Below are 23,815 nucleotides of genomic sequence, written 5' to 3' on the forward strand. Positions count from 1 at the left end.
ATGGCCGCACACGACGAAGCGGCGGCGCTGGTATCGGCGCGGGCCGGCGCGTTCCGCCCCCGGCTCGGGCTGGTCCTCGGCTCCGGCCTGAACGCGATCGCCGAGGCGATCGAGACGGTCGCGCGCATACCCTATGCCGAGCTTGCCGGTTTCCCCCCGTCGCGGGTTGCCGGTCACGCCGGGATGCTGGTGCTGGGCCGGCTCGGCGGCGTCGATGTCGCCTGCCTGCAGGGCCGCGCCCATCTCTACGAGGGCCACGATCCTTCGGTGCTGCGGGTCCCCGTGCGCCTTCTCAGGGCTATCGGCTGCGAGGCGCTGCTGCTGACCAACGCCGCCGGCTCGCTCCGCCCGGAAGCCGGGCCGGGCAGCCTGATGATGATCACCGACCATATCAACATGACCGGCGCCAATCCGCTCGTCGGCATCAACGACGACGATGTCGGGCCACGTTTTCCCGACATGGTCGACGCGTATGATCCGGCGCTCTGCAGCATGCTCGACCATGCCGCAGCCGCCAGCGGTGTGACCTTGCATCGCGGCGTCTACATGGCCATGCTCGGGCCGACCTTCGAGACTCCGGCGGAGATCCGGGCCGCCGCCGTGCTCGGTGCCGACGCGGTCGGCATGTCGACCGTGCCGGAAGCCATCGTTGCCCGTCATTGCGGGCTCCGGGTCGCCGCCGTCTCGCTGATCACCAACCTGGCCGCCGGGATGAGCCAGGACCATTTGAGTCACGAACAGACGCTGGCCGCGGCCGGTGCCGCGGCGGGGCGCATGGAGGCGCTGATCATCGCCTTCCTGCGGCGCTTCGCGGAATCGGCCCGCGCCTGATCCTGGAGGGACCGACCATGGCAGAGGCAACGCTGGTCAACCTGGACCGCAAGCACAAGCGCAACCCCGGGACCGCGCTCCATCTCGACTGGCTGGATGACGTCCGCGTCAACCTGAGCGCCGTCGAGCGTCGGACGGCGACCCTGCTGACCCGGCGCACGGTGAAGAAGGAATGGCAGGCCGCCTGGCATCTCAAGGCGATCAGCTGCATCGACCTGACGACGCTGTCCGGCGACGATACCGCCGGCCGGGTCCGGCGGCTCTGCGCCAAGGCGCGCAACCCGGTCAGCCCGGAGATCCTCGAGGCGATCGGCTTCTCCGGTCGCACGCTCCATTGCGGGGCGGTCTGCGTCTACCACGAGATGGTCCCGGTCGCGGTCGAGGCGCTGACGGGCACCGGCATACCGGTCGCCGCCGTCTCGACCGGCTTCCCCGCCGGCCTGTCGCCGCTCGCGACCCGGCTCGCCGAGATCGAGGCCTCGGTCGCCGCCGGTGCCGCCGAGATCGACATCGTGATCAACCGCGGCCATGTCCTGACCCGGAACTGGCAGGCGCTCTACGACGAGGTCAGGGCCTTCCGCGCCGCCTGCGGGCCGGCCCACATGAAGGCGATCCTCGGCACCGGCGATCTTCAGACCCTGCGCAATGTCGCCCGCGCGAGCCTCGTGGCGATGATGGCCGGCGCCGATTTCATCAAGACATCGACAGGCAAGGAAGGCGTCAACGCGACCCTTCCGGTGGCCCTGGTCATGGCCCGGATGATCCGCGATTACCGGGAGAGGACCGGGATCGAGATCGGCTTCAAGCCGGCCGGCGGCATCAGCACTGCCAAGGTCGTCACCGGGTTCCAGATCCTGATGAAGGAGGAACTCGGCAATCGCTGGCTGCAACCGGACCTGTTCCGGATCGGCGCCTCCAGCCTGCTCGGCGATCTGGAACGCCAGCTTTCGCACTTCGCGACCGGTCGCTACGCGGCCGCTCACCGCCAGCCGCTGGCCTGAGGAGGACAAGGTGAACATCCAGGAAGCCTTCGACCGGATGGACTACGGCCCGGCGCCCGAGAGCGACGGCCCGGCGCGCGAATGGATCGCCCGGCACGGCCCGAAGCTCCGCCACTTCATCGACGGCGGCTGGCAGGCGCCGAAGAGCCGGAAATGGTTCGAGAGCGTCAACCCGGCCGACGGCAAGACGCTTTGCGAGATCGCCGACGGCGGCCAGAAGGATGTCGACGCGGCGGTTGCCGCCGCACGCGCCGCGCAGGGCGCCTGGGCGAAGCTGTCGGGGCATCGGCGTGCCCGCCATCTCTACGCCCTGGCCCGCATGGTGCAGCGACATTCACGGCTGCTCGCGGTCCTTGAAAGCATCGACAATGGCAAGCCGATCCGGGAGACCCGCGATATCGACGTGCCGCTCGTCGCCCGCCATTTCTACCATCACGCCGGCTGGGCCCAGCTCGCCGCGAGCGAGTTCCCGGGCCACGGCCCGCTCGGCGTGGTCGGCCAGATCATCCCCTGGAACTTCCCGCTGCTGATGCTTGCCTGGAAGGTCGCGCCGGCGCTGGCCGCCGGCAACACGGTGGTTCTCAAACCGGCGGAGTTCACCTCGCTGACAGCGCTTGCCTTCGCCGAGTTCGCGCATGCGGCGGGATTGCCCGCCGGCGTGCTCAACGTCGTTACCGGCGGCGGCGAGACCGGCGAGGCGATCGTCCGCCACGGCGACGTCGACAAGATCGCCTTCACCGGCTCGACCGAGATCGGCCGCCGGATCCGCGCGCTCACCGCCGGCAGCGGCAAGCACCTGACGCTCGAACTCGGCGGCAAGTCGCCCTTCATCGTCTTCGACGACGCCGATCTCGACGGCGCGGTCGAAGGCATCGTCGACGCGATCTGGTTCAACCAGGGGCAGGTCTGCTGCGCCGGGTCGCGGCTCCTCGTCCAGGAAGGGATCGCCGAGCGACTGATCGCCCGCCTCCGCGCCCGCATGGACACGCTCCGGGTCGGCGCGCCGCTCGACAAGTCGATCGACATCGGGGCCATCGTCGCCCCGGTCCAGCTGGCGCGCATCCGCAAGCTGGTCGAGATCGGCCGAGCCGAAGGAGCCGAGATGTATCAGCCCGAGGGCGCCGCGCCGCGGGAAGGCTGCTTCTATCCGCCGACACTGTTCACCAACGTGCATCCGGCCTCGACCATCGCGCGCGAGGAGATCTTCGGCCCGGTGCTCGTGACCATGACCTTCCGCACCCCCGACGAGGCGGTGGCGCTCGCCAACAACACCGCCTACGGGCTCGCCGCCAGCGTCTGGAGCGAGAATGTCAATCTCACCCTCGACGTCGCGCCGAAACTGAAATGCGGGGTGGTCTGGATCAATTCGACCAACCAGTTCGACGCCGCGGCGGGCTTTGGCGGTTACCGCGAATCCGGCTATGGCCGCGAGGGCGGACGCGAGGGGATGTACGAGTATCTCGCGCCAGTCTGGGCGCACAAGCTGCCGCCGGTCGCCGCGCCGGCCATTGCGCCGGCGACCGGCGAGGCGTCCGTTTCCGCTGTCGAGACCATCGACCGCACCGCCAAGCTCTATGTCGGCGGCAAGCAGGCACGCCCGGATTCGGGCTACAGCCGGCGCGTCTTCGCTCCGGATGGCCGCCCGGTGGGCGAGGTCGGCGAGGGCAACCGGAAGGACATCCGGAACGCGGTCGAGGTGGCCCGGAAGGCCGGCGGCTGGAGCAGCGCCACGGCCCATAACCGCGCCCAGGTCCTCTACTACATGGCCGAGAACCTGGACGCCCGGACGAACGAGTTCGCCCGGCGGATCATGGCCCAGACCGGCGCCAGCCTGGCCCGCGCACGGCGCGAGGTCACGGCCGCGACGACCCGGCTGTTCACCTATGCCGCCTGGGCCGACAAGTACGACGGGGCGGTGCACAGCGCACCGGTCCGCGACGTCACGCTCGCGATGAACGAGCCGCTCGGGGTGATCGGCATCGCCTGCCCGGACGAGGCGCCGTTGCTCGGCTTCCTGTCGCTGGCCGCGCCGGCGATCGCCATGGGCAACCGGGTGGTCGCGATCCCCTCGCCGTCGGCGCCGCTCGCCGCCACCGATTTCTACCAGGTGCTCGATACCTCCGACCTGCCGGGCGGCGTGCTGAACATCGTCACCGGCGACCGGAACGGTCTCGCGACCGTGCTGGCCGAGCATGACGATGTCGAGGCGGTCTGGTACTTCGGCGATGCGGAGGGCTCCGCCGCCGTCGAACGGGCCTCGACCGGCAACCTGAAGCGGACCTGGGTCAATAACGGGCGGGCCCGCGACTGGTACAATCCGGAACAGGCAGAGGGGCACGAATTCCTCCGCCAGGCGACGCAGGTCAAGAACATCTGGGTTCCTTATGGCGAATGAAGTCTTCTTCCCGCAGGAAATCATCCGCAAGAAGCGTGACGGCGGCGGTCTGAGCGAGGCCGAGATCGGCTTCATGGTGCGCGGATTGTCCGACGGCAGCCTGAGCGAGGGGCAGGCTGCGGCCTTCGCGATGTCGGTCTTCTTCCGCGACATGACGATGGACGAGCGCATCGCCCTGACGCGTGCCATGACCCGATCCGGAACGGTGCTCGACTGGTCGGGCGAAAACCTGCCCGGACCGGTCGTCGACAAGCATTCGACCGGCGGCGTCGGCGACAAGGTCAGCCTGATGCTGGCGCCGATCGTCGCCGCGGCCGGCGGCTCGGTGCCGATGATCTCCGGCCGCGGGCTCGGCCATACCGGCGGCACACTCGACAAGCTGGACAGCATTCCGGGCTACAACACCGCGCCTGACCTGCCGCTGTTTCGCCGCGTGGTGCGCGAGGCCGGATGCGCAATCATCGGCCAGACGGCGGAACTCGCGCCCGCCGACCGGCGTCTCTACGCGATCCGTGATATCACCGCGACCGTCGAATCGATCGCGCTCATCACCGCGTCGATCCTGTCGAAGAAACTCGCCGCCGGGCTCGACGCGCTGGTGATGGACGTGAAGTTCGGCTCGGGCGCGTTCATGACCGGGTTCGACGATGCCCAGGCGCTTGCCGAGAGCATCGTCGCGGTCGGCAACGGCGCCGGCATGCCGACCCGGGCGCTGCTCACCGACATGAACGAGGTGCTGGGATACACCGCCGGCAATGCGCTCGAGGTCCGCGAGACGATCGATTTCCTGACCGGGCGGGCGCGCGAGCCGCGCCTTGCCGCCGTCGTCGGCGCGCTGGCCGCGGAAATGCTGGTGCTGGCCGGGATCACCGACGCGACGACGGCACCCCACATGGTGGCGGGCGCGCTGACCTCGGGTACAGCGGCGGAACGCTTCGGCCAGATGACGGCCCTGCTCGGCGGACCGGCGGACCTGCTCGAAAATCCCGACAGCTACCTGCCCCGCGCCGCCGTCACGCTCGACGTTATCCCGGATCGGCGCGGCTATGTCGCGGCACAGGACACCCGTGCCTATGGCCTCGCCGTGATGGCCCTCGGCGGCGGCCGCAGGCGGGCCGAGGACGCCATCGACCACGCGGTGGGTCTGAGCCGGATCAGCGCCATCGGCAGCAAGGTCGGCCCGCGAGTGCCGCTCGCCCGCATCCATGCCCGCGACCAGGCGTCGGCGGAGGCTGTTGCCCGTGCGATCCGCGCGGCGACCCGGATCGACGACGCGGCGCCGGCGGATCGTCCGGTGATCCGCGCCCGGGTCGGGAACTGACGATGACTCGCGCGATCCTCCTCGTCATGGACTCCTTCGGCATCGGCGCCGCCCCGGACGCCGCCGAGTTCGGCGACGCGGGCGCCGATACCTACGGCCATATCGCGGCGGCGACAGCCAGCGGCAAGGCTGACGGCGAGGGCCGCAAGGGACCGCTTCGGCTTCCGAACCTGCATCGGCTCGGCCTTGACGGGGCGCATGCTCTGGCTGCCGGAAACGGCAGCGAGCACCTGCCACCGGTTACCATTGAAGGGCTTTACGGCGCCGCCGCCGAGCGGAGCCGCGGCAAGGACACACCGTCCGGCCATTGGGAGATGGCGGGCGTACCGGTCACCTTCGAATGGGGCTATTTCCCGCCCGAGGCCCCGTCCTTCCCGAAAGTGCTGACCGACGCGCTGATCGATCGGGCGAAGCTGCCCGGGCTGCTCGGCAATCGCCATGCCTCGGGCACGACGATCATCGAGGAACTGGGCGACCTGCATGTCGCGACCGGCAAGCCGATCGTCTACACCTCCGCCGACAGCGTCTTCCAGATCGCCGCGCACGAGAGCCATTTCGGCCTCGAACGGCTATACGACGTCTGCGCGATCGCCCGCCGGCTGGTCGACGACTACGACATCGGCCGGGTCATCGCGCGGCCCTTCACGGGCGAGAGCGGACATTACGTGCGAACCGCGAACCGCCGCGACCTGGCCGTGCCGCCGCCCGAACCGACCCTCCTCGACCGGCTGGAGGCAGCCGGGCGCGAAGTCGTCTCGATCGGCAAGATCGGCGATATCTTCGCCCACAAGGGGACCGGACGGATCGTCAAGGCGGACGGCAACATGGCGCTCTTCGAGGCGACGCTGGCGGCCCTCGACAAGCTCGACGACGGCGGCCTGCTGTTCACGAATTTCGTCGATTTCGACATGCTTTACGGCCACCGCCGCAACGTCGCGGGCTACGCCGCGGCGCTCGAGGCCTTCGACCGGCGGCTGCCCGAACTGGAGGCCCGCCTCCGCCCCGGTGACCTCGTCGTGATCAGCGCCGACCATGGCTGCGACCCGACCACGTCAGGCAGCGACCACACCCGGGAGTTCGTACCGATCCTGGGTTTCGGCCCGGCGGTGACGGCAGGCCGGTCGGTCGGCCGGCGGGACAGTTTCGCCGATATCGGCCAGAGCCTCGCCGGCCATCTGGGGATCGCGCCGCTGGCACACGGGGAGAGCTTCCTGTGACCGCGTCGCTGCCCAAGGCGGAACTGCACCTGCATCTGGAGGGCAGCGTTCGCCCGGACCTGATCCGGGAACTCGCGGCCGGTCACGGCATCACGCTGGACCCGGCCCTGTTCACCGCCGATGGCGACTTTGCCTGGACCGATTTTGTCGATTTCCTCAGGGTATACGACGCCACCAGCGTCGTCGTCCGGACCCGCGACGATTATCGCCGGATCGCCTACGACTACCTGGCGCGCTCCGCCACCGAAGGGGCGATCTATGTCGAGATGATCGTATCCTCGCACCACGCGGCGATGGCCGGGCTGCCCTATCCGGAGCAGCTCGACGGCATCGTCGAGGGGATCGAGTCGGCACGTGCGCAATTCGGCATCGAGGCGCGAATCCTCGCGACCTGCGTGCGACACGAGGGGCCGGAGGCGGCGATCCGCTCGGCCCGCGAGGCAGCCGCCCATCCGCATCCGCTGGTGACCGGCTTCCACATGGGCGGCAACGAGAATCTCTACCACCCGCGCGATTTTGCCCCGGCCTACCGGATCGCGGCGGAGGCCGGCCTGCGGCTGTCGGCCCATGCTGGCGAGGCGGCGGGGGCGGAAAGCGTGCGCGCAGCACTCGACCACCTGCCGATCGAGCGGGTCGGCCACGGTGTCCGCGCGGTCGAGGATGCCACCCTTCTGGCCGAACTGGCCTCGCGCGGCCTGCCGCTCGAGGTCTGCCCGAACAGCAACATCGCGACCCGGGTCTACCCGAGTCTTGCCGCGCATCCCCTGCCGGCGCTCAGGCAGGCCGGCTGCCGGGTGACCCTGAATTCCGACGATCCGCCCTATTTCGGAACCTCGATCGGCCACGAATACGCGACGGCCGCAGAGGCCTTCGGACTGGACGACCGGGCCCTGGTCGCGATCACCCGGACCGCGATCGATGCCGCCTTCTGCGACGAGGATACCCGGGCGGCGCTGCATCGCCGGATCGACGGCTGGCCGACGCTCTGAAGCACGGCGCGGCCGCTCCGGCCCGTCAGTTGGTCTTTTCGGGCACCGCGTCGAAGTTGATATCGACCTTCGGCAGCACCTCGTTCAGCTTCTCGATGACGAGATCGGTGAGGTTCAGTTCCTCGACGAACAGCATCAGCGCCGCCCGGTCGATGGCGATGTTAGCACCCTGCTTGTGGCTCACGTCGGCGACGACCTTGGTGATGACCGGCATCATCTTCTGACGGACCTGAATATCCGCCTGGTTCAGCGTCATTGTCCGCCCCTGCGCCTCCTTCTGGAGCGTCTCGGCCTTGGTGCGGAACTCCCGAACCCGCTGCTGCCAGACATCGGGGGCCAGGATCGCCTTCTGGCGATCGAGCTGTTCCTTCTCGGTCTTGAGCGCTTCACGCTGGGCGTCGAACTCCTTTTGGAAGACCTCCTGCTGGGCGCGAATCTGCTCACGCGCGCTCTTGCCGGCCTCCGATTCGCGCAGCACGCGCTCGGTATCGACGATCGCGACCGTCGCCTTCGGCAGGTTCTTCGCCGGCGCGGTCGCCGTCGCGGCGATCAGCATGACGGTCGCCAGCATCGCGGCGCCGGCGACGCGGCGCGCGGCCGCAAGGATTCGTTCGGCTAGATGGTGTGACATGAATCTCCCCACATACCTGTCGGTCTGGGTACTGCTCAGTTGATGATCAGGCTGGTCACAGGACTAATACACGATAGCCGGCGCGCGGGAAATGGACCGCGACGTCGCCGATACGCGGATCGGAACGGCGGATGACGATGCGGTCACTGCCGGAGGCGGCCAGAACGCCCTCGACCGGGACCCGCCCGGTATCGTCCGGCGACACCGATACCCGGGCACCGGGCTTCAGGCAGCGCGGATCGCCCGCATCGGTCGACTCGCTCGCCACCGGTTCGGAATCGCGCGCGATCTCCAGCGCATCCCCGCTGGAGATCACGGACATGTCACCGTGACCGATCGCAGCGACCCGCCCCGACCAGTCGGCGATCCGCTTGAAGTCGTCGAGGAAACCCCGGACGTCCTCGGCGGCGCGCTGCAGGAACCATACGTTGAAATAGACATTCAGGTCCGCAAGGCCCGGCGTATCACCGAGCAGGAACTTTCGGCCGTCGGCAAGACCCGTCTCGACCCATTCGAGGGCGGCACGCACCTGGTCCTGGGCGTTCGGCACGGCCGCCTTCATCCGTTCGATATCGAACGGCGCGCCGCGGAACTCGGCCCGGTCCTTCAGGAAGGCTTCCGGCATCTGCTCGCCGATCGAGCCGAACACCAGCGCGCCGACATCGCGGAACAGGGTCTTGTCGGTCCAGAAACTGAGCCCGAGAGAGACCGCCTCGCTGCCATGCGGATACAGCGTCGGTGCCGGATGACGCCGCTCCAGTTCGCGGGCGATCAGCACCGTGTCGCAATAGATGTCGGCGCCGATCTGCATCACCGGGGTTTTACGGTAACCGCCGGTGAGCGGCATCAGGTCCGGCTTCGGCATCACCATCGGGATCTTGACCGACTTCCAGGCGAGGCCTTTCAGGCCGAAGATCAGGCGGATTTTCTCGGCGAAGGGTGAAGCCGGGTAGTGGTGAAGAATGATGTCGCTCATGGCGCTCTGCTCCCCTGTTATCGTTATTGTCGCGACCCGCCGCGTCAGGCGCCGGTCCAGTATTCCACGAATTCAGCCGGATCCGGCCGTTCGGGCGCGGCCTCGCCCTTCGGCGTGCCGAGATAGAGATAGCCGACGATCGCCTCGGCGCCGTTGACCGAGAGCGCGCGCCGTACCGTCTCGTCGTAGGCGGGCGCGCCGGTCCGCCACATCGCGCCCCAGCCGAGTGCATGGGCAGCGAGAAGCATGTTCTGCGCGGCCGCGCCGGCCGAGAGCACCTGTTCGACGGCAGGGATCTTCCCGTTCTCCTGAACCTTCGCGATTACCGCGATCACGACCGGGGCACGAAGCGGCTTGCCGCGCGCCTTCTCCACCGCGGCCGGCAGCGCGTCCGGATCCCGCGCTGCGTGGGCCTCGGCAAAGATATCGCCCAGGCGCACCAGTCCCTCGCCGCGAAACACCAGGAACCGCCAGGGACGAAGCCGGCCATGGTCCGGCGCGGTCATGGCCGCGCCGAGGATGGTCGAAAGCGCGTCGTCGTCCGGACCTGGTTCGGTCAGGCGCGAATGCGAGGCGCGGGTCATCAGGGCCGTGATGGCATCCATGTCTAGCTCCGGGGGATCGATCGGTTACTGCGAATGACTCCTAGATGGGCAATCCTGCCGTCGTCGGCAATCGAAAACCCGCCCGGCCGAATGGATAATCCCTTTTTCATTTCAACGCACGACGGCAACGACGAAGGTTCGCGACTCGCCGTCCGATTCCCGGATTGAAAGATACTCGCCGACCGCAAAACGATGACTGTCGAGCTTGAACAGCGGCTCGTCATCCTCCGGTTCGGTACCGTCGTAGTGGAAGGCCCAGACCCCGGTCGGCCCGCCCGACTTGTGCACCAGGTGGCCGATCTCGTCGCCCTCATGGCCCCAGAAGCGCCGGACCGTGCAGGTCTCGCGGTGGTCGCGCCAGCGACCGGCGTCGAGATGGCCTTCCGACGTGAGCGGCGCATAGAGCTCGTAGCCATGCTCCGCGCTGCCTTCCGGGTACTCCTTGCAGCGGGCGAGCTCCAGACGGATATGCTTCAGGGCCATCGATCCTACTCCTTCGGTTCAGACATGCCGCGCCTGCCGGTCACGACATCATCCCGACAGCCAAGCGTGCCGGTCGGCCGGCGGCATTGACATCGATCAACCCGCCGCGGCCCGCGCTTTTCCGGCAATACCGGCCCAGTCGCCGGCATCGACCAGAGCGTCGGGGGCAATCCAGGAGCCGCCGACACAGACAACGTTGGCAAGCGCCAGGTAATCCCGGAAATTCTCGCCGTTGAGCCCGCCGGTCGGACAGAAGCGCAGGTCAGGGAACGGCCCGGCCAGCGCCTTCAGCATCGGAATGCCGCCGGCCGCCGTGGCCGGATAGAATTTCAGGTACCGCAGACCGTGGCGAAGCGCCGCCATCGCCTCGCCCGCCGTCGCGATGCCGGGCAGAAAGGGCAAGCCGGCGCCTTCCGCAGCATCCGCCAGGTCGGCGGCGAATCCGGGGCTGACCGCGAAGCGCGCACCGGCATCGCGGGCGGCCCGGAAATCCGATGGCCGGGTCACCGTGCCGACACCGACGACCGCGCCCTCGACAGACGCCATCCGTTCGATCGCGCCAAGGGCCGCGTCACTGCGCAGGGTGACCTCGATCACCGGGAGACCGCCGTCGACAAGGGCACGGGCGAGCGGCGCCGCGTCCGCCTCCCGCGCGACCTTCAGCACCGGGATCACCGGCGCCAGCGCCAGGATCCCGGCCAGCCGTTCCGTGTCGTCACCAATCCCGTTCATGCCGCCTGCCGCTCCCGCTCCTGTCGTGCCAGATGGACCGCCGCGCCGCGCAGCCCCATGTGGTCTGCCGTCACCAGATAGGTGGGCACCGCCGCCATCATCGTGCTCAGCCGCCCCTTGCCTTCGAAACGGCGACGAAAGTCGCTGGCGACGAATGTCGACCCGAGCTGCGGGGCGATGCCGCCTGAAACATAGACTCCGCCGAAGGCGCCGAGCGTCAGCGCCAGGTCACCCGCCACCGATCCCAGGAAGGCACAGAACAGTGCCGTCGCCTCGCCCGCCAGCGGATCGCTCTCGCGGCGCGCCGGTGAGGTGATGGTCGCCGCGTCCGGACAGGGCCCGTCGATCCCGTCGAGCCGCGCCAGACAGGCATAAAGCCGCTCGATTCCGGGCCCCGACACAAGAAGCTCCGCCGAGACCCTCCCGAACTCGTCGATCAGCAACTGGTGGACGGCGGCCTCGCGCGGGCTCTCCGGGCTAAAGCCGACATGGCCGCCTTCGCTCCTGAGCGCGATCCATTCGCCGTGACAGGGTACCAGACCGGAGACGCCGAGTCCGGTGCCGGCGCCGATGACGCCGATCGGTGCGCCGTCCTCCGGTGCCCCGCCGCCGATCGGGATTCGCTCGCCGGTATCGAGACCGGTGACCGCGAGTGCCTGGGCGGAGAAGTCGTTCAACAGGTGAAGCGCGTCGAGCCCGAGCCGCTCGCGCGTTTCCGCGGCCGAGAATTCCCAGCCGCTGTTGGTCATCGTCACCCGGTCGCCGCGATCCGGGCTCGCGATCGACAGGCTGGCGACCCGCGGCCGGCCCGATTGCGTCGCAAGATAGGCCTCCGCCGCCGCCGCCGGATCCGCATAGTCGGCGCAGGCGAGGTTGCGCGGGTCCCTTATGCTGCCGTCCGCCTCGCGCCGCGCGAAGCGCGCGTTCGTGCCGCCCAGATCGCCGAGCAGCGCCCAGTTGTCAGCGGTCGCACCGCCCGCAGCCGTCATGCCGCCCAGCCGAAGCTCGCCGCGCCCTCGTCGGCCGGCGAGACGATGCTGCGCATTCCAGCGAAGAGTTCACGCCCGTAGCCGCTCGCCGAGCGGGACGGGTCATGGCCGACCAGCGGCCGGGCCTGCCATTCTTCGGCCGGGACCAGCGCTTCCAGGCGCCCGTTGTCGGCGTCGTAGCGGACGATATCGCCGTCGCGGAGACGGGCGAGGCCGCCGCCGGCACCGGCCTCGGGCGTCACATGAATCGCCGAGGGTACCTTGCCGGAAGCGCCCGACATCCGCCCGTCGGTGATCAGCGCGACGCGGTAGCCCAGATCCTGCAGCACGCCGAGCGGCGGCGTCAGCTTGTGCAGTTCCGGCATGCCGTTGACGCGCGGCCCCTGGAAGCGGACGACGGCGACGTGATCGCGATGCAGTTCGCCGCGCTTGAAGGCCGCGACCATCGCGTCCTGATCGTCGAAGATCACCGCCGGCGCCTCGACCAGCCTGTGCTCCGGCGCGACGGCCGAGGTCTTGGTAACGGCACGGCCGAGATTGCCCTGCATGAGCTTGATCCCGCCGTCCGGCGCGAAGGGATCCTCGAAGGTGCGGAGAATGGACGGGTCACGACTCGTTGCCGGACCCTGGCGCCAGGTCAGCAGGCCATCCTCGAGCACCGCCTCGCAGGTATAGGGCGCGAGGCCCGGACCGGCGACGGTCATCACGTCGTCATGGACGAAGCCGCCGCGCCGCAGCTCGGCGGTCAGCCAAGCGAGCCCGCCGGCCGCATGGAACTGGTTCACGTCGGCGCTGCCGTTCGGATAGACCCGGGCGAGCAGCGGCACGACCGCCGACAGCGCGTCGATATCCTCCCAGGTCAGCACGATGCCAGCGGCCCGGGCGATCGCCACGAGGTGCATGGTGTGATTGGTCGACCCGCCGGTCGCCAGCAGGCCGGCGACGCCGTTCACCACCGCGCGCTCGTCGACGATGCGACCGATCGGACGATAGTCGCCGGAATGCGCGGTCAGCGAGATGACCTGGCGGGCAGCGGCGCGCGTCAGGGCATCGCGCAGCGGCGTGCCCGGATTGACGAAGGACGAACCGGGAAGCTGCAGGCCCATCAGCTCCATCAGCATCTGGTTGCTGTTGGCGGTCCCGTAGAAGGTGCAGGTGCCCGGGCTGTGATAGGATGCCATCTCGGCGGCGAGCAGGCCGTCGCGGCCGATCTCGCCGGTCGCATGCTGCTCGCGCGCCCGCGCCTTCTCCTTGTTGGAGAGGCCGGACGGCATCGGTCCGGCCGGCACGAACAGGGTCGGCAGATGGCCGAAGGTGAGCGCGCCGATCAGCAGGCCCGGCACGATCTTGTCGCAGATCCCGAGGCAGAGGGCGCCGTCGAACATGTTGTGCGAGAGCGCCACCGCGGTCGCCTGGGCGATCACGTCACGGCTGAACAGCGAGAGCTCCATGCCGACCTGGCCCTGGGTCACGCCGTCGCACATTGCCGGCACGCCGCCGGCAAACTGCATCTCGGCCCCGACCTCGCGCACGGCGGCGCGGATCAGCGGCGGAAAGGCGAGATAGGGCTGGTGTGCCGAGAGCATCTCGTTATAGGCCGAGACGATACCGATATTCGCCGCCGGTTCCTTCGCCAGCCGGTTCTTGCCGGTCTGGTCGGAGGCGGCGCAGCCATGGGCGAGATTGCCGCAGGACAACCGCTCGCGCTGCGGCCCGTCACGGTGGCTGCGCTCCAGCCGTTCCAGATAGGCGCCGCGCCGGTCGGCGCTGCGGGCGATGATGCGGTCGGTCACGTCGCGAACTACGTCATGCATTGCGGAGCCTCTTGTCGTTCCGGTCGGTCACGGCGCCCAATAGACGTCAAGCGGTCGGGTCCGCTGTCGGAAAAGCGCCCGTGCAGGCAGCCCGTCGACCGCGCCCGAGGTCCGCGCCGCTTCCATGATGCGCCACTTCTCCTCACCCTGGATATGGAGAACGAACCGCCGGCAGTCGAGGAGCGATCGCAGGGTCTGGCTGATCCGGGGCTCGCGGCCGGCCAGCCCCGGCACGGCAACGAGGCGGTTCGGGGCATCCAGTGCAAGCGCCGCCTCCAGTCCCTCCATCGCCGGGAACAACGAGGCGAAATGGCCGTCCGTGCCCATGCCGAGGACGACCGCCGCGGCCGGCCACGACAAGTCGCCGAGCGCCGCCTCGGCGGCCGCGAGGCCGGCCTCCGGATCGGCGTCGTTCCGTTCCAGCGGCACCAGGCGCGCGGCGGCGGCACGCTCGACCAGCAGGGTCCGGCGCACCATGGCGGCATTGCTCGCGGGGTCGGAAGCAGGCACGCGCCGTTCATCGGCAAGGGTCACGTCGACGCGGCTCCAGTCGAGGTCGGCGCTGGCGAGCAGGCCAAGCATCTCGCGCGGCGTCGAGCCGCCGGAGACCACCAGCGTCGCCCGTTCGGCCTCGGCAAGGCGGGCACGGATCGCCCCGGCCAGATCGGCGGCCAACCCCCAGTCGAGGCTCATCCGGTCCTCGAAACGATGCTCGATCGGCACCGGTCCTGCCGCGCTCTCAGCCTTCATCTTCATGCCAGGTTCGCGCATCGCGTTCGATCAGTGCGATCGCCGCGGACGGCCCCCAGGTGCCGGCCGAGTAGTTCTTCGGCTTCTCGTCGATAGTTTCCCAGGCGGCGAGCACGGAATCGGTCCAGATCCAGGCCGCCTCGACCTCGTCAGCCCGCATAAACAACGTCGGGTTGCCGCGCACCGTGTCGAGCAGCAGGCGCTCGTAGGCGCCGGGGCTGCGGGTTCGGAACGTCTCGGCGAAGCTCAGGTTGAGCGGCGCCTCGCGGAACTTCAGGCCGCCCGGGCCGGGAACCTTGTTCATCATGTGAAATTTGATGCCCTCGTCCGGCTGCAGCCGGATGACCAGCCGGTTCGCGATCGGCGCGCCAGCCTCGGACGGGAAGATGTGATGCGGCACCGGGCGGAACTGCACGACGATCTCCGACCAGCGTTCGGGCAGCCGCTTGCCGGTCCGCAGATAGAAGGGGACGCCGGCCCATCGCCAGTTCTCGAGCTCCGCCTTGATGGCGACGAAGGTCTCGGTCCGGCTGTCCTTGCTGTCGAGCTCGTCCAGGTAGCCCGGCACCGCGGCCCCGTTGGCAATGCCGCGCGTGTACTGGCCACGCACGGTCTTCTTCGCCGCCTCGGCCTCGGTCAGCGGCTTGAGCGCCCGCAGCACCTTGACCTTCTCGTCGCGGACCGCATCCGGATCGAGATTGGCGGGCGGCTCCATCGCCACCATGCAAAGGAGTTGCAGAAGATGGTTCTGCATCATGTCGCGGAGCGCGCCGGCCTTGTCGTAGAAACCGCCACGACCCTCGACGCCGACCGTCTCGGCCACCGTGATCTGCACGTGATCGATGAACTCGCGCCGCCAGAGCGGTTCGAACAGCGTGTTGGCGAAGCGCAGCACCAGCAGGTTCTGCACCGTCTCCTTTCCCAGATAATGGTCGATCCGGTAGATCCGGCCCTCGTCGAAGACCTCGCGAACCGCATCGTTGACGGCGCAGGCCGAGCGGAGGTCGTTGCCGAGCGGCTTTTCCAGAACCACGCGGGACGTCTCGGTGACCAGTCCGGCGGCGTTCAGGCGATGGCAGATGTCACCGAACACGTCCGAATGGGTGGCCAGATAGAAGACACGGATGCGATCGCCGCGCGGCTCCAGAAGGCGCCTCAGCGCCGCGTAGGGCTCGGCCGCCATCTCGTCGATACAGGCATATTCGATCCGCCCGGCGAACCGGTCCCAGACCTCGTCGCCCGGCGAGTCCGCCTCGGCATTGGCCTGGCAGGCGGCAGCCACGCGCTCGACGTAGGCCTCCCGCGTGAGGTCGGTCCGGCCGACGCCGATGACGTTGCTCTCCGCCGGAAGCCGGCCGTCGCCCTCGCTGTACAGCAAGGCCGGCATGAGCTTGCGCATGGCGAGGTCGCCGGTGCCGCCGAACACCACGAGGTCGAAGGGGCCAACGCCCGGAGCCAGTGTCATATTGAACCGATCGCGCGGTAAATCGCGATTCCCCTGATCATGGTATGGTGCAATGGATGCGGTGAGGTCCGGCCAATGTCAACGTTCGACCGGCCGCAGCCGTTCCGCGAACAAGGCTTCGAACCACGGCCGGCATTCAGCCGCCAACGGTTCCAGGTCGGGCGGCAGTTCCCGGCTTGATGGGGTAAAGGGCAGGAACCCGGTCGAACGCTCGACATTGGCGTACCAGTAGGGCGCCCAGACGCCGTCGCTCTCGCGCCGCCCGGCCGGCCAGGACAGCATCGCCCGGTCGAAGGCGATGCCGACCGCCTTGCAGAGCGCCGAAAGCATCCCCGCGGGGTCGCGCAGCACGTCGCCGGCATCGAGCACCGGCGGCGTCCGCCCGGTACGGCGCTTCTCCGCCTCGAAGATCGCGAACTGGACCTCGTATCCCAGGTCGGCGGCGGATACCTGCTCGCGCGCCTTGACGTAGGAGGCGATGACTTCGCGCGGATCGCGGATCAGGAAGCAGTTGCTGAGCCGGGCGAGCCAGCCGCGCCCGACTCCGGCCAACAGGTGATGGGCCATGTGCTTCTGGTAGAAGACCGCCGCCCCGCCCGGCACCGGCCCGGTCAGCGTCGCCGCCACCTCCCGCCAGTCGTTCGGCTGGCTGGCGATCACCGCCTCGGCGCCCGGATGGTCAAGCCCGGTGCGGGCCAGATAGAAACCGTAGAGCGGTTCGTCGACGACGGCGCAATCGGCACGGTTTCCGAAGGCGCGCATCATCGCCGTGGAGATGTTGCGCGGCCCCGACCACATGGCGATCCGCACGGGCTCGCTCACACCGCGAGTTCCCGGGGCGAACATTCGCGCTCGATGAGCGTCGCGTAGAACTCGCGAAGGCGCCGCGTCATCGGCCCGGGCCCACCTTCCCGGCCGCCGCCGATCGTCCGGCCGTCGACCTCGAAAACCGGCACCAGGCCGGCGAAGGTGCCGGTCACGAAGGCCTCGTCGGCGGAATAGACCTCGGTCAGGCTGAAATCCTTCTCGTGTGCCGGGATCCCGGCTTCCCGGGCGAGCGACAGCACGTTGCCACGGGTGATGCCGTGCAGGCAGTAACGGCCGCTCGAGGTCCACAGTTCGCCCTTGCGGACGATGAAGAAATGGGTCGAGTTGCAGGTCGCGACGAACCCGTGCGGATCCAGCATCAGGGCCTCGTCGGCGCCGGCCTTGGCGGCCTGGATGCAGGCGGTGATGCAGTTGAGCTTGCTGTGACTGTTCAGCATCGGGTCCTGCACATCGGGCGCCCCGCGCCGTACATGCACGGTGAACAGGCGCACGCCCCGGGTGATTACCTCCGGCGTCGGTTCCTTGTATTCCGGGATGATGACGATCGTCGCGGGGGTGATCGTCATGCGCGGATCCTGGTAGGGCGTCGACTTGACGCCGCGCGTCACCATCAGGCGGATATGCACGCCCGACGACATGCCGTTCGCGGCCAGTGTCTCGAACAGCCGCTCGGTCAGCGCCTCGCGGCTGAGCCCGATATCCATGTCGATCGCCTTGGCACCCTCGAACAGGCGGTCGAGATGCTGGTCGAGAAAGGCGATGCCACCATTGTGGACCCGCAATCCCTCCCAGACGCCGTCGCCGAGAATGAAGCCGCTGTCGAAAACCGAGACGACCGCCTCGGCCCGCGGCTTCAACGCGCCGTTCACCGATATCAGGATCGTCTCGTTGCGGGGGTCGAGCGCGTGCTCGTGCGTGCCCTTGGCCATGGAATCCCCAATCATGCGGTTGCTTCGGCAAGCTAGATGATCCGAAAGCGCGCAGGCAACGTCTAATAGATACGGAAGGCGCGTTGCGCGCGCCGCCGGTCCCCGATGGAGTTTGCCCGTGGCAGCGACCGAAAAACCGGTCATCGTCTGGTTTCGCCGCAATCTGCGGCTTCACGACAATGCGGCACTGGGCGCGGCGGAGCGCGACGGTGCCCCGGTCGTTCCGGTCTTCGTCCGCGATCCGCCGGACCCGTCCGGGCAGGCCTCCGACTGGTGGCTGCACCGGAGCCTCGCTTCGCTGGACGCCGATCTGGCAACGCGCGGCTCGTCCCTTCTCATCCTGCAAGGCCCGACCGAAACCGTTCTTCCCCGGCTGGCGACCGAGATCGGCGCCGGCGCGCTGCATCTCGAGCGGGGCCACGAGCCCGGCGTGGCGGCCCGGGAACAGGATATTTCCACGCGATTGTCGGAACATGGCATCGCGACCCGGCGCTTCGCCGGCCGCCTGCTCGCCGATCCCGACCGGTTCCGCACCGGCGCGGGTGGGCCGTACCGGGTCTTCACACCGTTCTGGAAGGCGCTCCGGCACGGCTTCGAGAGCGGGACGCCACGCCCCGCGCCCGAACGGCTGACGACGCCGACGAACCTGCCCGACGGTCTCGCCCTGGAGGAACTGGGCCTCGTGACCGAAAGCAAAGAACAGATCGCCGGGTGGGAGGGCGACTGGCAGCCCGGCGAAGCGGGCGCGCGGGAGGCGCTGGCCGATTTCGTCGACGGCCCGATGGCCGATTACCCGGAAGGCCGCGACCTGCCGGGCCGGGTCGGCACCTCGCGTCTTTCGCCGCATCTCCATTTCGGCGAGGTCAGCATCCGCACCGCCTGGCATGTCGCCGCGCAGGCCGCCGTCGGCGGTGCCGAACGAGGTGGCGAGGCCTTCCTGCGCGAACTCGGCTGGCGCGATTTCGGCGCCCACCTGCTCCATCACTTTCCACGGATCGTCGATGAGCCGCTCCAGAAGAAATTCGACACCTTTCCCTGGCGGGACGACGCGGCGGCGTTGCAGCGCTGGCAGGACGGCCTGACCGGCTATCCGCTGGTCGATGCCGGGATGCGCCAGTTGCGGCGGACGGGCTGGATGCACAACCGGGTGCGGATGGTCGCGGCCTCCTTCCTGGTGAAGCACCTGCTGATCGACTGGCGGGCCGGCGAGCGCTGGTTCCGCGATTGCCTGGTCGACTTCGACCCGGCCAGCAATATCGTCAACTGGCAGTGGGTCGCGGGCTCGGGCGCCGACGCCGCGCCCTATTTCCGGATCTTCAACCCGGTCCTCCAGGGCACACGGTTCGATCGCGACGGCGCCTATGTGCGGCGCTGGTTGGCTGAAATCGCCGACCTGCCAGACCGTTACCTGCACCACCCGTGGGACGCCCCGGCGACGACGCTGGAAGCCGCCGGGATCGTGCTGGACCGGGACTATCCCGCGCCGATGGTCGATCACGCGTTTGCCCGCAAGCGGGCGCTTTCGGCCTTCCAATCGCTCACCGAATCGGAAAAGGTCTGATCAGCATGAATGCCCGTCACGACTTTCACATGCTGGAACGGAATCCGGGACCGCCGCGCCGTATCGCCGTCGTCGGCTCGGGTGTGGCCGGTCTGGGCGCGGCCTGGGGACTCTCGCGGGGCCACCGGGTCACGCTCTTCGAAGCGGGCGAGCGGCTGGGCGGCCACAGCAATACGGTCGAGGTCGCCGATCGCGGTGGCACCGTTCCGGTGGACACCGGTTTCATCGTCTACAATCCGCGCACCTATCCCGAACTCTGCGCCCTGTTCGCCGATCAGGGCATCGTGACGGAAGAAAGCGACATGTCGTTCTCGGTCTCGATGGACGACGGCCGCCTGGAATACGGCGGCAGCGGCCTTGCCGGCCTGTTCGCGCAGAAGCGCAATATCGCCAATCCGCGCCACTGGCGCCTGCTCGCGGGTATCGCCGAATTCTACGCCCGCGCGCCCGGTCTGCTGGAGAAGGCCGAGCGGCAACGCTGGTCGCTCGGCGACCTCCTCGCCCCGCCACACTGCCTGCCCTCGGTCCGCGACCTGCACCTGCTGCCGATGGCGGCCGCGATCTGGTCGGCCCCGGCCGAGGAGATGCTGTTCTACCCGGCGTCGAGCTTCATCCGCTTCTTCATGAACCACCAGCTGTTCCATTTCGGGGCGCGCGCCAACTGGCGCACCGTCACCGGCGGCAGCCGGCAATATGTCGACCAGCTGGCGCGCGCGATCGGCGACATCCGGCTCGGTTGCCCGGTTCGCCAGATCGTCCGCACGGCGGACGGCGCGGAGGTCGCCACCGACTGTGGCACGGAAAGCTTCGACGAGGTGGTGATCGCCACACACGGCGACCAGGCGCTCGGCCTGCTGGCCGATCCGGGGCCAGCGGAGCGCCGCGTGCTCGGCGCCTTCCGGTACCAGCGGAACCGGGCCGTCCTGCATCGCGACCCCCGCCTGATGCCGCGCCGCGAGGCCGCCTGGTCGAGCTGGAACTATCTCAGCACCAGGGCGAAGGACGGTCCGGCACTCTCGATCACCTACTGGATGAACCGGTTGCAGGGCATCAGGACCGCGCAGCCGGTCTTGCTGTCGCTCAATCCGTTCACCGAACCGCGCGAGACGCACTACGAGTGCGAGTTCGCCTACGACCATCCGTTGTTCGACCAGGCGGCGCTGGACGCGCAGGGCGCGCTGGCTGGCCTGCAGGGCCGCAACCACACCTGGTTCTGCGGCAGCTATCACGGCTTCGGCTTCCACGAGGACGCCCTGCGATCCGGCCTCGACGTGGTCCGCCGGCACGGAATCGCCTTGCCGTGGGATCGGCCCGCCGCATCGCCGGACGTTGTTGCAGGCGCGGAGGCCGTCGCTTGAGCGGCGATCCCGCATCGGCGATCCTCGCGGGCATCGTCCGCCACCGGCGGCTGCGACCCTTCGTTCACGACCTGCGATACCGGGTTTTCTCGCTCCTGCTCGATCTCGACGAGCTGCCGGTCCTCGACGATCGGCTGAGATTGTTCGCCTACAATCGCCGCGGCCTGTTCGCCTTCCACGACCGGGATCACGGCCCGGGCGACGGCCGGCCGTTACGGGGTTGGATCGAGCGGGTCCTGAGCGACGCCGGCATCGCGGAAAAGCCAGCGCGAATCCGCATCCTCTGTTTCCCCCGCCTCCTCGGCCATGTCTTCAACCCGATCAGTGTCTATTTCTGCCTCGACGCCGAGGGAGGGCTGATCGCCATGCTGTGCGAGGTCAGCAATACCTTCGGCCTGCGCCACGTCTACCTGTTGCCGGCCGAACCCGGGGACAGCCTCGCCAACGGATTCCGGCAGGCCTGCGACAAGGCCCTGCACGTCTCGCCCTTCATCGACATGGCGATGCGCTATCGCTTCCATGTCGTCATGCGCGATGGCCGTTTCCGGATGCTAATCCATACCGACGACGGGGACGGACCGCTGCTCGTCGCGAGCCATGGTGCGCTCGCCCAACCGCTCGGGGATCGCGCGATCCTCAGGCTCCTGATCCGTCACCCGCTGAGCAGTTGGAAGATCATCGCCGGCATTCACTGGGAGGCGTGGAGATTATGGCGCAAGGGCGCCCGCTTCCGCCGCAGCCCGCCGGCCCCGGCAACCGAAGTGACCGTGGCGCCGCGCCGGCAGCGGGAGCGGTTCGACAGGCATCGGGGCGCCGCCTGAGCGGGGCGGCCGCGCGCCGCTTCCTCAGTGCACGAACGGGTTGATGATCCGGCCCACGAGGCCGGTGAAATGCAACGGTCCCTGCACGACGGTGAGGCAGATGCAATCCTCGCCCGGGTCGGCGACCGGACGATGGGTGACCGAGGGATCGCCGACCGCGACATCGCCACGGCCGTAGTGGCCGTCCGCGTCGGAATAGCCGCCCTGCAGCACCAGGGTGAATTCCTCGCCCTTGTGGGTATGGTTGAGGACGCCTTTCCCGGCGTGGATCTTCAACAGCGTCAGCTTGGCGCCGTCCTCGGTCCGGCCGAGCGGCACTTCCTCATGCACCAGGCTGCGGCGGCGCCACTTCAGATCCTTCAGGTCGGCGTTCAGGTAATCGCGGAGCGGTGACGGCAGGATCGTCCGGGTCACGGCATCGAATTCAGGCTGGGGCAGAATTTCCTCGGGCTCATCGAGACGGCCGAGCACGGCCTCGAAGGCGCCGGCGGCAGGCGCCTCGCCCGGCAGGCGGTCGATCATCGCGCCGCCGAGGGCCTCGATGCGAGCGACCCTGTCCCGGCATTCCCGACAGAAGACGAGATGGGACGCGGCCAGCAGGGAAGCCGATTCGGCCGATACGCCGGCGGCATAGTCGAAAAGCAGTTCAAGCGGCGGGTGGTGGGCAATCATGACTCAGGCTCCAGAATCAGCCGCAGGCGTGCGAGCGCCAGGCGGATCCGCGATTTCACGGTGCCGAGCGGCAGGCCGAGTTCGTCGGAGATAACACTGTGGGACTTGTCTTCGAAGAATGCCTTGCGGATGACCGAGATCTGCTCTTCGGACAGGCTGGTCAGGGAATCGCGCAGGCGCGCCTCGGCCTGGCCGCGGGCGACGATCATGTCCGGGGTTTCGACCGCCTCGGTCATCAACTCGACTTCGGCCGGGTCGATCTGCGGGCGCGAGGCGCGACGGAAACGGTCGATCCGCTTGTTCCGGACGATCGTGAAGATCCATGTCGAGGCGCTGGCGCGGCTGCGGTCGAAGCTCGCCGCCTTGCGCCAGACCGCGATCATCGCCTCCTGCATCAGTTCCTCGGCGGTCTCGGGATCGGCCCCGGCGCGCATGACGAAGGCTTTCAGGCGCGGCGCGAAATGCTCGAACAACTCGGCGAAAGCTGCCCGGTCGCCGGCCGCGGCGATTGCCTCGACACAGTCGCACAGCCGGTCCTCGACCGGGTTCTCAGGCGCGCCGGCGGCGACGTTCATCATGACGGCCGTCAGCGACGGCTCTCCGGTTCCGAAGCCCGGCCGCGCTGCACGCATGTATTCGACGAGTTCCCCAGGGTTCATACCGGGAGATACGCGGATTTGGCGTCGGCGGATCAGTCAGGCAGGGACATCCGGCCGGAGGCCGACGGCGGACGCGCCGTGGCGCTTCACTGGGCGACGACCTGAACCCTGCCCTGGTCAACGAAGACGTGGTAGCGCTTGCCGTTCTCGCAGGTCGCAATGTAATCGTTCTCGCCCTTCTTTTCGTACGACTTGACGCTACCACATGGCAGGCCCTGCAGCAGAATAACCGATTGCAGGTCCTTTTTGGTCTTGGCGTCCTGGGCAGAGGCCGACCCGAAGGTCAGCGGCGCGACGAACAGGGCCACCGCGAGGGCGGCAAGGGTGCGTTTCAGCATGGATATCTCCGTTACTTAAAGCTTGGCGAATTGCTTGGGGTCGGACAGCAGCCCGAAGATCTGGTCGCGCGAGGCGACGATATCCTCCGACAGCTTCTTGTCATTGTCCTGCAGAAGGGTGAGTACCTTGAGAAGCAGCAGGTCGAAGCGATCCTTCAGGGAGGCGAGTTCCGGCCCCTTGTTCTTGTGGTAGGCACCGAACTCGGTCAGCAGGTCATCGACCTCGTTCTTCAGCGACAGCTTGGTGAAGAAACCGATGGCGTCGGTATTGCGCAGACGATCCTCGAGCTGTTCCAGGTCGATCTTCGCCGGCGCGGGCGTCGCGGCGGCGGTGTCGGTCGCCGGTGCGTCGGGCTTCTCGGCGGCGGTGTCGGTCGCCGGCACGTCGGACTTCTCGGCGGCGGTGTCGGTCGCCGGTGCGTCGGGCTTCTCGGCGGCGGTGTCGGTCGC

The 23,815-nt window shown here is 68.6% G+C and carries 23 protein-coding genes and 1 pseudogene; 9 read left to right on the plus strand and 15 right to left on the minus strand.

Annotation, left to right across the window (positions count from 1 at the left end; all coding sequences use genetic code 11):
* From OCH7691_RS18785 to add, 6 genes are read left to right on the plus strand one after another with little or no spacing between them, the layout of a single operon-like run.
* Complete coding sequence (locus OCH7691_RS18785; protein WP_085885102.1) at positions 1–831, plus strand: purine-nucleoside phosphorylase; 831 nt, start codon at positions 1–3, stop codon at positions 829–831.
* A 17-nt stretch (positions 832–848) separates the two neighbouring features.
* A complete protein-coding gene (gene deoC / locus OCH7691_RS18790) occupies positions 849–1,832 on the plus strand; it encodes a deoxyribose-phosphate aldolase (protein WP_085885103.1) in 984 nt (327 codons plus the stop codon).
* A gap of 37 nt (positions 1,833–1,869) precedes the next feature.
* Positions 1,870–4,227: an aldehyde dehydrogenase family protein gene (locus OCH7691_RS18795; protein ID WP_370853127.1), complete on the plus strand. Its 2,358-nt coding sequence runs from the start codon at positions 1,870–1,872 to the stop codon at positions 4,225–4,227.
* Complete coding sequence (deoA, locus tag OCH7691_RS18800; protein WP_085885105.1) at positions 4,217–5,548, plus strand: thymidine phosphorylase; 1,332 nt, start codon at positions 4,217–4,219, stop codon at positions 5,546–5,548. The genes OCH7691_RS18795 and deoA overlap by 11 nt, the downstream gene beginning before the upstream one ends.
* Before the next feature lie 2 nt (positions 5,549–5,550).
* On the plus strand, positions 5,551–6,765 hold the full coding sequence (locus OCH7691_RS18805; protein ID WP_085885106.1) for a phosphopentomutase: 1,215 nt from the start codon (positions 5,551–5,553) through the stop codon (positions 6,763–6,765).
* Positions 6,762–7,754: an adenosine deaminase gene (gene add / locus OCH7691_RS18810; RefSeq protein ID WP_085885107.1), complete on the plus strand. Its 993-nt coding sequence runs from the start codon at positions 6,762–6,764 to the stop codon at positions 7,752–7,754. Before OCH7691_RS18805 ends, add begins: the two co-directional genes overlap by 4 nt.
* A 25-nt stretch (positions 7,755–7,779) precedes the next feature.
* Here add and OCH7691_RS18815 read toward each other — a convergent pair whose 3' ends face one another.
* From OCH7691_RS18815 to OCH7691_RS18865, 11 genes are all read right to left on the minus strand, one after another.
* Positions 7,780–8,385 (minus strand): OmpH/Skp family outer membrane protein, encoded by a 606-nt coding sequence (locus tag OCH7691_RS18815; RefSeq protein ID WP_085885108.1) that lies wholly within the window; start codon positions 8,383–8,385, stop codon positions 7,780–7,782.
* Between the two features lie 55 nt (positions 8,386–8,440).
* Positions 8,441–9,361 carry a glutathione S-transferase family protein gene (locus OCH7691_RS18820; protein ID WP_085885109.1) on the minus strand — a complete coding sequence of 307 codons (921 nt, stop codon included), beginning with the start codon at positions 9,359–9,361 and terminating at the stop codon, positions 8,441–8,443.
* Between the two features lie 44 nt (positions 9,362–9,405).
* Complete coding sequence (locus OCH7691_RS18825; RefSeq protein ID WP_085885110.1) at positions 9,406–9,966, minus strand: NAD(P)H nitroreductase; 561 nt, start codon at positions 9,964–9,966, stop codon at positions 9,406–9,408.
* A 111-nt stretch (positions 9,967–10,077) separates the two neighbouring features.
* On the minus strand, positions 10,078–10,449 hold the full coding sequence (locus tag OCH7691_RS18830) for a hypothetical protein (protein ID WP_085885111.1): 372 nt from the start codon (positions 10,447–10,449) through the stop codon (positions 10,078–10,080).
* A 96-nt stretch (positions 10,450–10,545) separates the two neighbouring features.
* The gene (eda, locus tag OCH7691_RS18835; RefSeq protein ID WP_085885112.1) at positions 10,546–11,181 is read right to left on the minus strand and encodes a bifunctional 4-hydroxy-2-oxoglutarate aldolase/2-dehydro-3-deoxy-phosphogluconate aldolase; all 636 of its coding nucleotides are present in this window, start codon (positions 11,179–11,181) and stop codon (positions 10,546–10,548) included.
* Complete coding sequence (gene glk, locus OCH7691_RS18840) at positions 11,178–12,170, minus strand: glucokinase (protein ID WP_139839787.1); 993 nt, start codon at positions 12,168–12,170, stop codon at positions 11,178–11,180. The genes eda and glk overlap by 4 nt, the downstream gene beginning before the upstream one ends.
* The gene (gene edd / locus OCH7691_RS18845) at positions 12,167–13,984 is read right to left on the minus strand and encodes a phosphogluconate dehydratase (RefSeq protein ID WP_085885113.1); all 1,818 of its coding nucleotides are present in this window, start codon (positions 13,982–13,984) and stop codon (positions 12,167–12,169) included. The genes glk and edd overlap by 4 nt, the downstream gene beginning before the upstream one ends.
* Before the next feature lie 27 nt (positions 13,985–14,011).
* The gene (pgl, locus tag OCH7691_RS18850; RefSeq protein WP_176245161.1) at positions 14,012–14,740 is read right to left on the minus strand and encodes a 6-phosphogluconolactonase; all 729 of its coding nucleotides are present in this window, start codon (positions 14,738–14,740) and stop codon (positions 14,012–14,014) included.
* Positions 14,724–16,199: a glucose-6-phosphate dehydrogenase gene (gene zwf, locus OCH7691_RS18855; protein ID WP_085885115.1), complete on the minus strand. Its 1,476-nt coding sequence runs from the start codon at positions 16,197–16,199 to the stop codon at positions 14,724–14,726. The genes pgl and zwf overlap by 17 nt, the downstream gene beginning before the upstream one ends.
* Positions 16,200–16,277: 78 nt before the next feature.
* Entirely contained in the window at positions 16,278–17,021 is a 744-nt protein-coding gene (locus OCH7691_RS18860) for a sulfotransferase-like domain-containing protein (protein ID WP_217808141.1), read from the minus strand.
* The gene (locus tag OCH7691_RS18865) at positions 17,018–17,956 is read right to left on the minus strand and encodes an aminotransferase class IV (RefSeq protein ID WP_085885116.1); all 939 of its coding nucleotides are present in this window, start codon (positions 17,954–17,956) and stop codon (positions 17,018–17,020) included. Before OCH7691_RS18865 ends, OCH7691_RS18860 begins: the two co-directional genes overlap by 4 nt.
* Before the next feature lie 118 nt (positions 17,957–18,074).
* Between OCH7691_RS18865 and OCH7691_RS18870 the strand changes: the two genes are divergently transcribed.
* From OCH7691_RS18870 to OCH7691_RS18880, 3 genes are read left to right on the plus strand one after another with little or no spacing between them, the layout of a single operon-like run.
* The gene (locus tag OCH7691_RS18870; protein ID WP_085885117.1) at positions 18,075–19,517 is read left to right on the plus strand and encodes a cryptochrome/photolyase family protein; all 1,443 of its coding nucleotides are present in this window, start codon (positions 18,075–18,077) and stop codon (positions 19,515–19,517) included.
* 5 nt (positions 19,518–19,522) lie between these two features.
* Positions 19,523–20,875, plus strand: a complete 1,353-nt coding sequence (locus tag OCH7691_RS18875; protein ID WP_085885118.1) for an NAD(P)/FAD-dependent oxidoreductase — start codon at positions 19,523–19,525, stop codon at positions 20,873–20,875.
* On the plus strand, positions 20,872–21,696 hold the full coding sequence (locus tag OCH7691_RS18880) for a DUF1365 domain-containing protein (RefSeq protein WP_085885119.1): 825 nt from the start codon (positions 20,872–20,874) through the stop codon (positions 21,694–21,696). Before OCH7691_RS18875 ends, OCH7691_RS18880 begins: the two co-directional genes overlap by 4 nt.
* Positions 21,697–21,720: 24 nt before the next feature.
* Here the strand turns inward: OCH7691_RS18880 and OCH7691_RS18885 are convergent, their stop codons facing one another.
* From OCH7691_RS18885 to OCH7691_RS23405, 4 genes and pseudogenes are all read right to left on the minus strand, one after another.
* Positions 21,721–22,368, minus strand: coding sequence for a ChrR family anti-sigma-E factor (locus tag OCH7691_RS18885; protein ID WP_085885120.1), 648 nt, complete (start codon positions 22,366–22,368; stop codon positions 21,721–21,723).
* Complete coding sequence (locus tag OCH7691_RS18890; RefSeq protein WP_085885169.1) at positions 22,365–23,000, minus strand: sigma-70 family RNA polymerase sigma factor; 636 nt, start codon at positions 22,998–23,000, stop codon at positions 22,365–22,367. The genes OCH7691_RS18885 and OCH7691_RS18890 overlap by 4 nt, the downstream gene beginning before the upstream one ends.
* A gap of 113 nt (positions 23,001–23,113) precedes the next feature.
* Positions 23,114–23,365, minus strand: coding sequence for a hypothetical protein (locus OCH7691_RS18895; RefSeq protein ID WP_085885121.1), 252 nt, complete (start codon positions 23,363–23,365; stop codon positions 23,114–23,116).
* 15 nt (positions 23,366–23,380) lie between these two features.
* Positions 23,381–23,815, minus strand: a pseudogene (locus tag OCH7691_RS23405) (hypothetical protein); the annotation flags it as partial.

Origin of the sequence: Oceanibacterium hippocampi (assembly GCF_900172325.1) — a bacterium.
In the GTDB taxonomy this organism is placed as follows: domain Bacteria; phylum Pseudomonadota; class Alphaproteobacteria; order Sneathiellales; family Sneathiellaceae; genus Oceanibacterium; species Oceanibacterium hippocampi.

Excerpts from the sequence above, each read along its gene's own strand:
- OCH7691_RS18785 (WP_085885102.1), top strand. The coding sequence starts at position 1 with ATGGCCGCACACGACGAAGCGGCGGCGCTGGTATCGGCGCGGGCCGGC.
- deoC (WP_085885103.1), top strand. The coding sequence starts at position 849 with ATGGCAGAGGCAACGCTGGTCAACCTGGACCGCAAGCACAAGCGCAAC.
- OCH7691_RS18795 (WP_370853127.1), top strand. The coding sequence starts at position 1,870 with ATGGACTACGGCCCGGCGCCCGAGAGCGACGGCCCGGCGCGCGAATGG.
- deoA (WP_085885105.1), top strand. The coding sequence starts at position 4,217 with ATGGCGAATGAAGTCTTCTTCCCGCAGGAAATCATCCGCAAGAAGCGT.
- OCH7691_RS18805 (WP_085885106.1), top strand. The coding sequence starts at position 5,551 with ATGACTCGCGCGATCCTCCTCGTCATGGACTCCTTCGGCATCGGCGCC.
- OCH7691_RS18815 (WP_085885108.1), bottom strand. The coding sequence starts at position 8,385 with ATGTCACACCATCTAGCCGAACGAATCCTTGCGGCCGCGCGCCGCGTC.
- OCH7691_RS18820 (WP_085885109.1), bottom strand. The coding sequence starts at position 9,361 with ATGAGCGACATCATTCTTCACCACTACCCGGCTTCACCCTTCGCCGAG.
- OCH7691_RS18825 (WP_085885110.1), bottom strand. The coding sequence starts at position 9,966 with ATGGATGCCATCACGGCCCTGATGACCCGCGCCTCGCATTCGCGCCTG.
- OCH7691_RS18830 (WP_085885111.1), bottom strand. The coding sequence starts at position 10,449 with ATGGCCCTGAAGCATATCCGTCTGGAGCTCGCCCGCTGCAAGGAGTAC.
- eda (WP_085885112.1), bottom strand. The coding sequence starts at position 11,181 with ATGAACGGGATTGGTGACGACACGGAACGGCTGGCCGGGATCCTGGCG.
- glk (WP_139839787.1), bottom strand. The coding sequence starts at position 12,170 with ATGACGGCTGCGGGCGGTGCGACCGCTGACAACTGGGCGCTGCTCGGC.
- edd (WP_085885113.1), bottom strand. The coding sequence starts at position 13,984 with ATGCATGACGTAGTTCGCGACGTGACCGACCGCATCATCGCCCGCAGC.
- pgl (WP_176245161.1), bottom strand. The coding sequence starts at position 14,740 with ATGAAGATGAAGGCTGAGAGCGCGGCAGGACCGGTGCCGATCGAGCAT.
- zwf (WP_085885115.1), bottom strand. The coding sequence starts at position 16,199 with ATGACACTGGCTCCGGGCGTTGGCCCCTTCGACCTCGTGGTGTTCGGC.
- OCH7691_RS18865 (WP_085885116.1), bottom strand. The coding sequence starts at position 17,956 with ATGGCCAAGGGCACGCACGAGCACGCGCTCGACCCCCGCAACGAGACG.
- OCH7691_RS18875 (WP_085885118.1), top strand. The coding sequence starts at position 19,523 with ATGAATGCCCGTCACGACTTTCACATGCTGGAACGGAATCCGGGACCG.
- OCH7691_RS18885 (WP_085885120.1), bottom strand. The coding sequence starts at position 22,368 with ATGATTGCCCACCACCCGCCGCTTGAACTGCTTTTCGACTATGCCGCC.
- OCH7691_RS18890 (WP_085885169.1), bottom strand. The coding sequence starts at position 23,000 with ATGCGTGCAGCGCGGCCGGGCTTCGGAACCGGAGAGCCGTCGCTGACG.
- OCH7691_RS18895 (WP_085885121.1), bottom strand. The coding sequence starts at position 23,365 with ATGCTGAAACGCACCCTTGCCGCCCTCGCGGTGGCCCTGTTCGTCGCG.